The sequence below is a fragment of the Nonomuraea sp. NPDC004354 genome (genome assembly GCF_053602555.1).
In genome coordinates, this window is sequence record NZ_JBSGDV010000028.1 from 21,518 (window position 1) to 34,797 (window position 13,280).

General features: G+C 72.3%; 11 protein-coding genes. 10 read left to right on the top strand and 1 reads right to left on the bottom strand.

The annotated features are described in order from the left end of the window. Window positions 1-150: 150 nt before the first annotated feature. On the bottom strand, window positions 151-1,599 hold the full coding sequence (locus tag ACWENQ_RS42175; RefSeq protein ID WP_449929517.1) for a PucR family transcriptional regulator: 1,449 nt from the start codon (window positions 1,597-1,599) through the stop codon (window positions 151-153). A gap of 135 nt (window positions 1,600-1,734) precedes the next feature. Here ACWENQ_RS42175 and speB point away from each other — a divergent pair, with 135 nt between their 5' ends. From speB to ACWENQ_RS42225, 10 genes are all read left to right on the top strand, one after another. After that, window positions 1,735-2,667: an agmatinase gene (gene speB / locus ACWENQ_RS42180; protein ID WP_452419323.1), complete on the top strand. Its 933-nt coding sequence runs from the start codon at window positions 1,735-1,737 to the stop codon at window positions 2,665-2,667. Then, window positions 2,664-4,205 (top strand): purine-cytosine permease family protein, encoded by a 1,542-nt coding sequence (locus tag ACWENQ_RS42185; RefSeq protein WP_449929513.1) that lies wholly within the window; start codon window positions 2,664-2,666, stop codon window positions 4,203-4,205. The genes speB and ACWENQ_RS42185 overlap by 4 nt, the downstream gene beginning before the upstream one ends. Window positions 4,206-4,215: 10 nt before the next feature. Continuing rightward, window positions 4,216-4,692, top strand: a complete 477-nt coding sequence (locus ACWENQ_RS42190) for a GNAT family N-acetyltransferase (RefSeq protein ID WP_449929511.1) — start codon at window positions 4,216-4,218, stop codon at window positions 4,690-4,692. A 380-nt stretch (window positions 4,693-5,072) separates the two neighbouring features. Beyond that, window positions 5,073-6,449: an extracellular solute-binding protein gene (locus ACWENQ_RS42195; protein ID WP_449929509.1), complete on the top strand. Its 1,377-nt coding sequence runs from the start codon at window positions 5,073-5,075 to the stop codon at window positions 6,447-6,449. Continuing rightward, window positions 6,424-7,332 (top strand): carbohydrate ABC transporter permease, encoded by a 909-nt coding sequence (locus ACWENQ_RS42200; RefSeq protein WP_452419324.1) that lies wholly within the window; start codon window positions 6,424-6,426, stop codon window positions 7,330-7,332. Before ACWENQ_RS42195 ends, ACWENQ_RS42200 begins: the two co-directional genes overlap by 26 nt. After that, entirely contained in the window at window positions 7,329-8,147 is an 819-nt protein-coding gene (locus ACWENQ_RS42205; protein ID WP_354920168.1) for a carbohydrate ABC transporter permease, read from the top strand. The genes ACWENQ_RS42200 and ACWENQ_RS42205 overlap by 4 nt, the downstream gene beginning before the upstream one ends. Beyond that, on the top strand, window positions 8,147-9,211 hold the full coding sequence (locus ACWENQ_RS42210; RefSeq protein WP_449929505.1) for an ABC transporter ATP-binding protein: 1,065 nt from the start codon (window positions 8,147-8,149) through the stop codon (window positions 9,209-9,211). The genes ACWENQ_RS42205 and ACWENQ_RS42210 overlap by 1 nt, the downstream gene beginning before the upstream one ends. Continuing rightward, window positions 9,208-10,377 (top strand): CehA/McbA family metallohydrolase, encoded by a 1,170-nt coding sequence (locus ACWENQ_RS42215; RefSeq protein WP_452419325.1) that lies wholly within the window; start codon window positions 9,208-9,210, stop codon window positions 10,375-10,377. The genes ACWENQ_RS42210 and ACWENQ_RS42215 overlap by 4 nt, the downstream gene beginning before the upstream one ends. Then, the gene (locus tag ACWENQ_RS42220) at window positions 10,368-13,055 is read left to right on the top strand and encodes a glycoside hydrolase family 38 N-terminal domain-containing protein (protein WP_452419326.1); all 2,688 of its coding nucleotides are present in this window, start codon (window positions 10,368-10,370) and stop codon (window positions 13,053-13,055) included. The genes ACWENQ_RS42215 and ACWENQ_RS42220 overlap by 10 nt, the downstream gene beginning before the upstream one ends. Beyond that, on the top strand, window positions 13,052-13,279 hold the full coding sequence (locus ACWENQ_RS42225) for a hypothetical protein (protein WP_452419327.1): 228 nt from the start codon (window positions 13,052-13,054) through the stop codon (window positions 13,277-13,279). Before ACWENQ_RS42220 ends, ACWENQ_RS42225 begins: the two co-directional genes overlap by 4 nt. Window position 13,280: the final 1 nt, after the last annotated feature.

Sequence of the window (13,280 nt, forward strand, 5' to 3'; positions counted from 1 at the left end):
GAGGGCGGCCGAGGGAGGGCCCGAGGGGGAAGCCTGGAGGGGAAAGCCTGAGCGGAAAGCCCGAGGGGGGTCCGAGGCGCGGAGAAGCCCAGGAAGGGCCCGAGGTAGGGAGAAGCTCAGGAAGGGCCCGCGGTAGGGAGACGCTCGGGGTCAGTCCTGGAGGCCGAGTTGTCTGGCTGCCCGGATGGCCAGCCAGACCTCCGCGAAGGCCGCGCTGGACGACAGGTCGCGGCCGGTCAGCTCCGCGAAGCGGCGCAGCCGGTAGGCGAGCGTGTTGGGGTGGACGTGCAGCGCCGCCGCCGCGTCCTCGGTGCGTCGGTCACGCTCCATCCACGTGCGCGCGGAGGTCAGCAGTTGCGAGCCGTGCGCGGAGTCGTAGGCGATCACCTTTCCCAGCACGTGGTCGACCAGGGCGGTCAGCACCCACGGGTCGTCCTGCAGCCACCTTCCGGTCGTGTCGTCGCCGTAGTGGACCAGGGCCCTGCCCGACTCGGCGGCTCTGGCCGCCGCCCACACCGCTTCCCGCTGCGCCACCCGCATCGGCTCGCCCGGCGTGAACGGCCTGGAGACGCCCGCCGCCACCCCGGGGATCTCCGCGACGGGCGTGCCGAGAGCGGGGGAGCCGAGCACGTAACGGTCGTCGCCGCGGCGCAGCATGAGATGCGGCGCGTCGTCGAGGGCGCGGCGCAGCGCCTCGTCGGTCACCTGGCGGACCGCGAGCAGGGCGATGGGCGCCTCGAGTCCCATCCTGGCCAGCCGGCGCCGCGCCGTGGCCGGGTCGAGCACGTCCTGCAGCAGTTCCGACAGCGTCTCGGCGCCCTCGCGCCGCAGCGTCTCCCGTTCGTGCCTGACCATGGCCACCTGGAGCGCGGCCACGGTGGCGATGTGCTGGACGACGGCCAGCCCGGCGGGCCGTGCGCCTTCCCGCTCGAAGGCGACCAGGAATCCGGCCGGCCCGCCGGGGGAGGGCACCGGCAGCACGAAGCCGCCCGGGATGGTGGGCGGCGCGTCGGGCGTCGAGGGCAGCACGTCGAGTGCGGGAACCGGCACCCCGGGCAGCAGCGGGCGCCCCTGCGGGGTGCACAGGAAGACCTCGTAGCCGCTGAGCCGTTCGAGCCGCCGGAACAGCGTGGCGTGGTCGAGGTCCTCGGCGGCCAGCCAGCGCAGCGCGCCGAACACCTGGAGTTGCGCGCCGAGCCGCTGGCGCGCGTCCTCCTGGACGGCCGCCGCCACCTCCTGCGCGATCGCGATGAACGGCACGGCCAGCGGCACCTCGAGGACGGGCATGCCGCGTTGCTCCGCCGCCTCGAAGAAGGCTTCGTGCAGCGGCGGCATGTGCAGCTGCGCCGACAGGGCCAGTGCAGACACCCCGGCGTCGTCGAGCCGTTCGAGGTAGGCCCGCTGCTTGGCGGCGGTGCGGGGCACGCCCAGGCCCGTGGTCATGATCACCTCGGCGCCGAGCAGCCACGGCGTCGGATCGTCGAGTTCGCTGACGTGCGCCCACGAGACCGACCGCGACAGGCCGGCCGCCCCGGCCAGCAGGCGCAGCTGCAGCGCGGGGGAGCGGAGAAGATCCTCGACGGAGACCTTTGTGGTCACCCACGAAGCGTATGCGCACTTTTGTGACCTGCACAATTGTCCCCTCCTGGGGGCGTTGCGCACACTCGTGCAAACAGCCACGAGGGCTGCGAACAGTCACCACGAGATCATTCGCCACGAGAAAGGGGACAGGCCATGCCCAGGGGGCCCGTCGACTCCTCCAGGATCCCGCGCTTCGCCGGGTTCGCCACCTTCGCCCGCCTCCCCCGCCTCGACGAGGTCGAGCACGCGGACGTCGCGGTCGTGGGCGTGCCGTTCGACAGCGGCGTCTCCTACCGGCCGGGCGCCCGCTTCGGTCCCGCCGCCGTCAGGGAGGCCTCGCGGCTGCTGCGGCCGTACCACCCTGGCCTCGACGTCTCGCCCTTCGAGCGGGTGCAGGTCGCCGACGCGGGCGACATCGCCTGCAACCCCTTCAACATCGGCGAGGCGGTCGAGGCGATCCAGGAGGCCGCCTCGGCCTTCGACAGCCGGCTGGTCACGATCGGCGGCGACCACACGATCGCGCTGCCGCTGCTGCGCGCCGCCGCCGCCAAGCACGGCCCGGTGGCGCTGCTGCACTTCGACGCGCACCTGGACACCTGGGACACCTACTTCGGCGTGGAGTACACCCACGGCACCCCGTTCCGCAGGGCGGTCGAGGAGGGGATCCTCGACACCGAGGCGCTCAGCCACGTCGGCATCCGCGGCCCCCTGTACGGCAAGCGCGACCTCGAGGAGGACCGCAGGCTCGGCTTCGGCATCGTCACCGCCGCCGACGTGCTGCGCCGCGGCCTCGACGAGGTCATCGACGCCCTCCGCCAGCGCATCGGCGACCGCCCGCTCTACGTCTCCGTCGACATCGACGTGCTCGACCCCGCGCACGCGCCCGGCACCGGCACCCCGGAGGCGGGCGGCCTGACCAGCCGCGAGCTGCTGGAGATCCTGCGCGGCCTGGCCGGCACGAACCTCATCGGGGCCGACGTGGTCGAGGTCGCCCCCGCCTACGACCACGCCGAGATCACCTCCGTCGCCGCCTCCCACGTGGCCTACGACCTGATCAGCCTGCTGGCCATGAAGGAGAAGCCATGAGCCGCCGGGAAAGCATCACCGAGATCGAGACCCACGGCGTCGACCGCATCCCCGACGCCGACCGCACCGCCCGTCCCGTCGACCTGTTCAGGCTGGCCTTCGGCGGCGCCAACACCTTCGCCACCTGCGTGCTGGGCGCCTTCCCCATCCTGTTCGGCCTGTCGTTCTGGCAGGGGCTGGCGGCCACCGGGCTCGGCCTGGTGGTGGGCGCGCTGATCCTGGCCCCGCTGTCGCTGTTCGGCCCGATCAACGGCACCAACAACGCGGTCTCCTCCTCGGCGCACCTGGGCGTCCACGGCCGAGTCGTCGGCTCGTTCCTGTCGCTGCTGACGGCGATCGCCTTCTTCTCCATCTCGGTGTGGTCCTCGGGCGACGCGCTGGTCGGCGGCGCGCACCGGCTGGTGGGCCTGCCGGAGAGCGGACCGGCCTACGCCGTCGCCTACGCGCTGTTCGCGAGCCTGGTGCTGATCGTCTGCGTGTACGGCTTCCGCTTCATGCTCTTCGTCAACAAGATCGCCGTGGTGGCCGCGTCGCTGCTGTTCGTGCTGGGCGCCTTCGCCTTCGCCGGCGACTTCGACCCCTCCTACGCGGGCACGATCGCCCCTGGCGACCCGCTGTTCTGGCCCTCGTTCATCGGCGCGGCGCTGATCGTGCTGTCCAACCCCGTCTCGTTCGGCGCCTTCCTCGGCGACTGGTCGCGCTACATCCCCGCCGGGACGCCCCGCTCGCGGGTGATGGCCGCCGCCTTCCTGTCGCAGATCGCCACCATCCTGCCGTTCTTCTTCGGCCTCGCCACCGCCTCGGTCATCGCGGTCAAGGCCGCGCAGTACGTCGACCCGGCCGCGCCCAACTACGTCGGCGGCCTGCTGGCCATCTCGCCCGCGTGGTACTTCGTGCCGGTCTGCCTCATCGCGCTGATCGGCGGCATGTCCACGGGCACCACCGCCCTGTACGGCACCGGCCTCGACTTCTCCAGCGTCTTCCCGCGCTTCTCCCGCGTGCAGGCCACGGTCTTCATCGGCACGCTGTCGATCGGCTTCATCTTCGTCGGCCGTTTCGCCGCCAACCTCACCCAGAGCATCTCGACCTTCGCCACGCTGATCATCACCTGCACGGCGCCGTGGATGGTCATCATGATGCTCGGCTACGTCACCCGCCGCGGCTGGTACGACGCCGAGGCGCTGCAGGTCTTCAACCGTCGCCAGCGCGGCGGCCGCTACTGGTTCACCCACGGCTGGAACTGGCGCGGCATGACCGCGTGGCTCGTCTCCGCGGCGCTGGCCATCCTGTTCGTCAACCTGCCGGGACAGTTCGTCGGCCCGCTCGGCGACCTGGCCGGGGGCGTGGACGTCTCGCTGCCGCTCGGCCTGGCGGCGGCCGCCGTGCTGTACCTGGCCCTGCTGTTCGCCTTCCCCGAGCCGCGCGAGGTGTACGGCCCCGCGGGGCCGCGCCTGGTCGGTTCCAGCGGCACGCCCGTCCCGCCGATCGTCGCCGCCGACGCCCGCGTGCTCGAGCCGGAGGCGCCGCTGATCGGCTAGCGTGTCGGGCATGCCGTTCGAGATCCGGCCGATCGGTCCGGCCGACCGCGAGGTCGTCCTGCGGGTTCTCACCGACAGCTGGGGCGGCCCGATCGTGGTCGGCCACGGCGAGGCCATGGACGCCGGCTCACTGCCCGGCCTGCTGGCCCACCTCGACGGCGCCCTGGCGGGGCTGGTCACCTACGCGGTGCGCGGCCGGGAGTGGGAGGTCGTCACGCTCGACGCCGTCATTCCCGGCAGGGGCGCGGCGACTGCCCTCCTCGACGCCCTCAGGCAGGCGGCCCGCGCGGCCGGTGCGACCAGGTTGTGGCTGGTCACCACCAACGACAACACCCACGCGCTGCGCTTCTACCAGCGTCGCGGCTTCGACCTGGTCGCCCTGCACCGGAACGCGGTCGAGCGGGCCCGCGCGCTGAAGCCGTCCATCCCTGCCGTGTCGGACGGCATCCCGATCGCGCACGAACTGGAGCTGGCGCTCACACCCTGACGAGCACCGATCGGCACCCCGGGCGCGAAGGCCACCGGCGCGAGACACCCCCCGCCGGTGATCGGGCCTCCGCGCCCCCGCCCGAGTGCCCCGTCGACGCCTGTGCTCCTCGGCCGTGCTCCGGCCCCTGTCGCCACGCGAGCCCCACGCCCGCCCATGACCGCCGGCCGCCCCCCCAATGAGCATCCCCGCCGCTGGAGGCCCCGCCGGACCGGGATCGGCGTGCGTCTCTCCTGTCCCGGAACGACCCAACGGCACCGCCTGCCCACCCCAAGGGCCTGTCCAAAACCGAGAGGTTGCCGGAATGTTGCCAGGTCTTTACGTCGTGATGTTGTCATGACATATTGGCCCAGGCTTTTCGGACACTCTCGGAGGGTTGCGTGAAAAGATCCATTGGCGCTGTCGCGGTGCTCACCGTGACCGGGATGGCGCTCACCGCGTGCGGCCAGTCGTCCTCCGGCTCTGACGCCATCGAGCTGACGATCACCCAGAACTCCATCGCGGGCGGCAAGAACGCCGTGACCGCCGAACACATCGCCAACTGGGTCATCCCCAAGTTCGAGGCGGCGCAGAAGGCGAAGGGCAAGAACGTCAAGGTCACGTTCGTGCCCAGCGGTGTCGACGACGAGCAGTACAAGACCAAGCTGGCCCTCGACCTGAAGTCCAGGAAGGGCGCCGATGTCATCGACATCGACGGCATCTGGGCGGGGGAGTTCGCCGAGGCCGGGTACATCAAGCCGCTGTCGGAGGTCGTCGGCCCCGAGGCCGACGCCTGGGACGGCTGGTCGCAGATCCCCGAGGCGGTGCAGGGTCTGACGACCTACAACGCCAAGAAGTACGCGCTGCCGATCGGCACCGACGGCCGCGTCCTCTACTTCAACAAGACGCTCTTCCAGAAGGCGGGCCTGCCGGCGGACTGGCAGCCCAAGAGCTGGCAGGAGGTGCTCGACGCGGGCGCCAAGCTGAAGTCGGCGGGCGTCCCCACCCCCCTCCAGATCAACGCGGGCACCGCCATGGGGGAGGCGACCTCCATGCAGGGCGTCTTACCACTGCTGGCGGGAGCGGGCGGCGAGATCTACAAGGACGGCAAGTGGTCGGGCGCCTCCCAGCCGCTCAAGGACGCCCTCGGCCTCTACCAGAAGATCTACGGCGGTAGCGGACTGGGCGATCCCAAGCTGCAGCAGGAGGCCAAGGGCAGGGACAAGTCGTTCGCCGAGTTCGCCGCCGGCAAGATCGGCATCCTGATGGAGGGCGACTACTTCTGGCGCGGCGTGGTCAACCCCAAGGACGGCGTCGCCAAGATGGCCGACCGCGACCAGGTGGTCGGCTACGCGATGATCCCGGCGCTGGAGCCGGGCAAGGGCATCCGCGGCCAGGACTTCGTCAGCATGTCGGGCGGCGCGCTGCGGACCGTCAACCCCAACAGCGCCCATCCGAAGGAGGCTTTCGAGCTGGCCGCCTTCACCCTGTCGCCCGAGGCGCTGAAGGAGGAGACCAAGGCGAACGTGCGCATCACGCCGCGTTCGGACGTCAACAAGGAGATCCTCACCAGCGACCCCCTGCTGATGTTCATCTCGGAGAAGGTGCTCCCGCTGACGGCCTACCGGCCGCCCATGGCCGTCTACCCGCAGGTGTCGGCGGCGCTGCAGGAGGCCACCGCGCAGGTGGTCGGCGGCAAGGCGCCCGACCAGGCCGCCGCGGACTACCAGTCGAAGCTCGAAGGACTCGTCGGTGGCGCGGGCAACGTCTCTTCCTGAGAAGGCCCGGTACAGCGCGGACGCGGCGGGTCTGGGCACGCCCAGGGCCGTCGCGTTCGTCGCCCCCGCGATGGCGCTCATCGCGGTGTTCCTGGTGTTTCCCGCGCTGTGGGTCATCTACCTGGGGCTGACGAACTACCGCCTGACCGGCCTGGCGGCCGCGGAGCCGCGGTTCGTCGGCCTCGACAACTTCGTCAAGGCCGTCTCCGACGGCGGGTTCTGGAACTCCACCTGGCTGACGGTGCAGTTCGTGCTCGGTTCGGCGGTCATCGGCCAGGTCGTGCTCGGCTTCACCATCGCCTGGCTGCTGCGCGACCGGCGCGGCCCGCTCAAGCGCGTGGTCGAGGGCCTGGTCATCCTCGCCTGGATCCTGCCGGGCGCGGTCGTGTCGTTCCTGTGGATCGCGCTGCTCGACCGCGACAGCGGCTCCCTCAACGCGCTGCTCGGCATCCCAGGCTTCGCCTGGCTGCTCGACCACCCGATGCTGTCCATCGTCGTCTTCAACACCTGGCGCGGCACCGCCTTCTCGATGATGCTGTACGGCGCGGCGCTCGGCAACGTGCCGCCCTCGCACCTGGAGAGCGCCAGGCTGGCCGGCGCCTCTGGCTGGCAGCAGCTGCGCGACGTGGTCTTCCCGCACATCAGGGGCCACATCCTGACCAACCTGCTGCTCATCAGCCTCTGGACGTTCAACGACTTCACCCCCTTCCTGCTGACCGCCGGAGGGCCCGACCACAGGTCGGAGGTGCTGGCCGTCCACGTCTACAACGTGGCGCTGAAGGGCGGCGAGCTCGGGTTCGGCGCCGCCGTCTCCACGATCATCCTGCTGATCAACCTGGTCGTGGCGGTGTTCTACCTGCGGCTGCTCAGGAGGAGGTCATGACCCGCTTCGTCCTCGGCCGGATCGGCTTCTACACGCTGATCGCCGTGCTCCTGGCCTTCTTCACCGTGCCGCTGCTGTGGCTGGCCGCCGCGCCGTTCACCTCGAACCCGACCTACGAGGTCTCGCTGCCCGACTTCACGGTGGCCAACTTCGCGGCGATCCTGGAGCACCCGTACGCGCTCGGCTCCCTCTACAACTCGCTGCTGCTGGCGGTGGGCACCGCCGTCCTGGTCGTGCTGCTGGCCGCGCTGGCGGCCTACGCGCTCAGCCGCGTGCGCCTGCCGGGACGCGACGCGCTGCTCTACGCGCTGCTGCTGCTGTCCTCGATCATCACGGGGACGGCCGCGATGGTGCCGCTGTTCCAGTTGGCCGTCGAGCTCGATCTCATCGACTCGCAGCTCGGCCTCATCCTCATCCTCACCGGCGGCCTGCTGCCGGCGGCCGTCTTCATGCTCAAGGACTTCATGGACTCCACCCCGAAGTCCTACGAGGAGTCGGCGCGGGTCTTCGGCGCCTCACCGCTGCAGATCGTCGGCCACGTGGTCGTCCCCCTGGTACGGCCGGGCCTGGCCACGATCGCCGTCTGGTCCATCGCCAACGTGTGGGGCAACTTCCTGATGCCCTACCTGCTGCTCAGCGACATCGAGAAGCAGCCGGGCGCGGTGATCATGTTCACCCTCTACACCGAGGGCGGTCAGGCCAACCTGCCGCTGCTGTCCACCTTCGGCCTGCTCTACTCGGTGCCGGTGGTGCTCATGTACCTGTTCGTCAGCAAGAAGTACGGCTTCCGCTTCCACGGAGGGATCAAGCGCTGATGGCCGCGATCGAACTCAGAGGCCTGACCAAGGTCTACCCAGGCGGCGTGAAGGCGCTCGACTCGCTCGACCTGGTGATTCCCGACGGCGAGTTCTTCGCCCTGCTCGGCCCGTCGGGCTGCGGCAAGACGACGCTCCTGCGGACGATCGCGGGCCTGGAGACCGCCACGGACGGCTCGGTCGTCATCGGCGAGCGCGACGTCACCGGGGTCCAGCCGGGCGGGCGCGACGTGGCGATGGTCTTCCAGGACTACGCGCTCTTCCCCCACATGGACGTCACCGACAACATCGCCTACCCGCTGCGCATCAAGAAGGTCGCCAAGGCGACCCGGGCCGGCCGGGCCCGCGAGGTCGGCGAGCGGCTCGGCCTGGCCCACCTCATGGACCGCCGCCCCGGGCAGCTGTCCGGCGGCCAGCAGCAGCGCGTCGCCCTCGCCCGCGTCATGGCCACCCAGGCGCAGGCGTTCCTGTTCGACGAGCCGCTGTCCAACCTGGACGCCAGGCTCCGCCTCGAGGCCCGCACGTTCCTGAAGAAGCTGCAGCGCGAGCTCGGCGTCACCACCGTCTTCGTCACCCACGACCAAGCGGAGGCGCTGGCCATGGCCGACCGGATGGCGGTCATGGAGAACGGGCACATCAGGCAGATCGGCACCCCGGCCGAGGTGTTCCAGCGTCCGGCCAACACCTTCGTCGCCGCTTTCATCGGCTCGACCCCGATGAACCTGCTGGAGGGCGTCGTCAGGGGAGAGCGGCTGGAGGTCGCGGGGTGCAAGCTGCCGGTGCCCGCCTCGGCGGAGGGCCGGCTGTCCGACGGCGAGCAGATCGTCTACGGCGTGCGGCCGGAGTACATGACCTACGCGGCCGAGCCCGTCGAGGGCGCCTTCGGGGGAAAGGTGGCGATCGTGGAGAACCTGGGCGCCGTCCACCTGGTGACGCTCGAGGTCGGCGGCGTGCTCGTGCAGGTCGTCGTGCCGGAAGGCAGCGAGCCGGCGCCCGGTGCGGAAGGATTCGCGGTGCCCAGGGGCGACCGGGCGCTGATCTATCGCGATGGGAACGTGGTATGACGCTGATCCACGGCCGCTGGAGCCTGGACGACCGGCTGGAGCGGATGCTGAGGGAGGTGCCCTTCGAGCTGCCCGCGGGGGCCGAGGGGGTGACCGTCGGGTTGCGCTACGACCGGTCCAAGGGGGTGCTCGATCTGGGCGCCGCCGGGCCGTACGGCTTCCGCGGCTGGTCGGGCGGCGCGCGCGACGAGTACACGATCACCCGTGACTGGGCCACGCCCGGCTACCTGCCGGGCGAGCTCGAGCCCGGCCCGTGGCAGGTGTGGCTGCGGCTGCACCGGGTCCCGCCGGAGGGGCTGGAGTACACGCTGGAGGTGACGGTCCACCGGCGGGCGCCCCAGCGGCCGGTGGAGGAGGAGCCGCCGCCCGCGGTCCGGCCGCCGCGCCGCGACATCCCCGACGTGGATGGCCTGCGGTGGTACGCCGGCGACTTCCACGCCCACACCGTGCACAGCGACGGCGCGCTGACGGTCGCGGAGCTGGCCGCGCTGGCCACCGGCAGAGGGCTCGACTTCCTGGCGGTCACCGACCACAACACCGTCAGCCATCACCCTCACCTGGCCAAGGTCCGGGAGATCACGCTGATTCCCGGGCAGGAGGTGACCACCGACCGGGGCCACGCCAACGTGTTCGGCGACGTGGGCTGGGTCGACTTCCGCCGGCCGCCCGGCACCTGGGGCGAGCGCGGGCTGCTGTCGATCAACCATCCGCTCGGCGGCGACTGCGCGTGGCTGCACCCGCTGCCGCGGCGGCCGCGCGTGGTCGAGGTCTGGCACTCCGGCTGGTGGGACCGGCGCTGGGGCGCGCCGCTGGCGTGGGCGCAGGCCTGGCGCGACGACGTCATCGTCATCGGCGGCAGCGACTTCCACCGCCACGGCGCCGACGGGCTGCCCGGCGCGCCCACCACGTGGGTGCTGGCCGAGGAGCCCGGCGCGGTCCTCGACGGCGTGCGGGCGGGCCGTACCGCGGTCTCGGCGGGGCCCGACGGGCCGCTGCTGCTCAGGCTCGGCGACGAGCTGCTGGCCCTCGACGCCGACGGGCTGGTCCTGGTGCGCCGTTCGGGGGAGCGGCAGGTCATCCGCGGTGACCGCGTCGTGCTGCCCGCGGGCGACGGACCGTTCAGGTTGGAAACCCACGAGAACGAGGTGATGGCGCTGTGCGCGTGACCCAGGAGATCGTCGTCGTCCCGCACACGCACTGGGACAGGGAGTGGTACGAGCCGTTCCAGCGCTTCAGGTTGCGCCTGGTCGCGCTCATGGACGAGGTGCTCGACACCATGGAACGCGAGCCCGACTACCACTTCACCCTCGACGGGCAGCTGGCCTGCGTGGACGACTACCTCGAGGTGCGCCCGGAGAACCGCGACCGGATCGCCGCGCTGGTCGAGGCGGGACGGCTGGCGATCGGGCCGTGGCAGATCCTGCTGGACGAGTTCCTGTGCTCGGGCGAGACCATCGTCCGCAACCTCGAACTGGGCATGGACCGGGCCGACAAGCTCGGCGGCGCCATGCCGGTCGGCTACCTGCCCGACATGTTCGGCCACACCGCCCAGATGCCGCAGATCCTCGCCCTCGCCGGGCTGGCGCAGGCGTGCGTCTACCGGGGGGTGCCCGCCTCGGTGGTCACCGACGCCTTCGCGTGGGTCGCGCCCGACGGCACCGCGGTCCGCGCCCAGTACCTGCCCGCCGGAGGCTACGGCAACGGGGCCCACCTGTTCGAGGCGCCGGGACAGGTGCTCGCGCGGGCCGAGACGTTCGTCACCACCATGCGGCGATGGCAGGGCGAGGACAAGCCGTTGCTGGCGATGTACGGCACCGACCACTCGGCCCCCGTGCGCGGGCTGCCGGAGATGGTGGCCTCGCTCGGCGCCCGCATGGGCACGCTGTCGGGCTACATCGGCGCGCAGGGGACCGAGGGGCTGCCCCGCGTCCACGGCGAGCTGCGCTCGCACGCCCGCGCCAACATCCTGCCCGGCGTCATCTCGGTGCGCGCCCACGTCAAGCAGGCGATGGGCAGGGCCGAGCGGATGGTCGAGCGCTACGCCGAGCCGCTGGCCGCGCTCTGGGGCGAGTCGTGGCCCGAGCGCTTCCTCGACATGGCGTGGTGGCGGCTGATCGACGCCAGCGGCCACGACTCGGTCACCGGGTGCGGCGTCGACGAGACCGCCCAGCAGGTCGCGGCCCGCATCGCCGAGGCCGAGCACCTCGGCCAGGCCGTCCGCGACATGGTGACCTCCCGCCTGGCCGCCGCCGTGCCCTCGGGCGCGGTCCTGGTGGTCAACCCCTCGCCGTTCCCGCGCACCGGGGTGGTGCTGATGGACGTGGCGGGCCTCGACCCGCTGGTGGACGCCGCGGGCAGGGCGGTGCCCGCCCAGACCCTGGAGTACGCCCCGACGCTGCTGCTCGACGAGGAGATGGACCCGCGCCTGGCGTTCACCTTCATCCACGGCACCGAGCTGTACGGCCAGCACATCACCGGCTGGTCGATCGCCGACGGGGTGCTGGTCTTCAGGGTCGCGCGCGAGCCGGCGGCGGCCTTCGACGTGGCGGAGGTGGCCGCGGCGCTGGCGGAGGCGGAGGGCGCCGTCACCCGCGTCCGCATCGTCGCCGAGGCCCGCAGGACCGTCGCCGCGCTGGTGGACACGCCCGCCCTCGGCCACACGAGCGTCCGCCCCGGCCGCCCGTCCGGGCCGCGGAGCCAGGCCCCCGGCGCCGGACCGCGCGGGGTGCGGGCCGAGGGTCAGGTGCTGGACAACGGCCTGCTCCGCGTGGAGGTCGCCGCCGACGGCACGCTCACCCTCACCGGCCGCGACGGCGTGACGATCGCCGGCGCCGCGCGGATCGTCGAAGGCGGGGACGTGGGCGACACCTACAACCACGCCCCGCCAGCCGCCGACCTGCTGGTCCTGGCGCCGGAGTCGGTGGAGGTGAGCCTGGTCTGCTCGGGCCCGCTGGTCGCCGCCCTCGACGTCCACCGCGGCTACGCCTGGCCGAGAGGCACCGACGTCACCGAGGCCGACGGGCCCGCCGACCCGCTCCCCGCCGCCGCCCGCACGGCGGCCGTCGAGCACGTCACCGTCGCCACCCGGGTCGAGCTGCGGGCGGGCGAGCCGTTCGTCCGGCTGCACGTGGAGTTCGACAACCGCTGCGCCGACCACCGGGTCCGCCTGCATGTGCCGCTGGCCGAGCCGGCCGCCGCCTCCTTCGCCGAGGGGCAGTTCGCCGTCGTCGAACGCGCTCCGACGGCCGAGGGAGGCTGCGGCGAGACCCCGCTGCCGACCTTCCCCGCCTCCTCGTGGGTGGCCGCCGGCGGGGTGGCCGCCCTCCTCGAGCACGTCACCGAGTACGAGCTGGTGGACGACGAGCTGGCTCTGACGCTGCTGCGCTCGGTCGGGTACCTGTCCCGCAACCGCAACGCCCTGCGGCCGGAGCCCGCCGGTCCGCAGCTGCCGACCCCGGCCGCCCAGTCGAGGGGGCCGCGCTCGGTCAGGCTGGCGCTCATGCCGTACACGGGGACGTGGGCGGCGGTGCCGGGGGCGGCGGAGGTGTTCCGGCACGACGTGCTGGCCGTGCCCGGCACCGGTGCCGCGGACCTGTCCCTGCCCGCCCCGGGCACGGGCCTCACCGTGAAGGGCGAGGGCGTCGTCATGACCTCGCTGCGCCGCCGCGACGAGTGGAAGGAACTGCGGCTGGTCGCCCTGTCGGGCGCGGACACGGTGGCGACGATCGAGGGCGACTTCACCGAGGCCCGCCGCGCCGACCTGCGCGGCCGGCCGGGCGAGCCGGTCGACGCCGCCCGCCTGCCGCTGCGCGCCTGGGAGATCGCCACCATCCAGGTGCGGTGAGCCCGGCGGTCGCCCGGCCGGCCCGTCACTCCGGACGGACCGGCCGGGCGGCCGTGGTCCGGGCGCTGGAGGCTCTTCTCGTCCGGCTCGATCCCGAGCGGGTCTGGGGCGGCCTGTCCCGCATGACCACGCCCGAAGGGCTCACGCTGTACCTGTGCGCGGACCACAGCCGGGCCTACCGGCGTCCTTCGCGGTCGGCTCTGGAGGGGTCGGCACCGTCGTGAT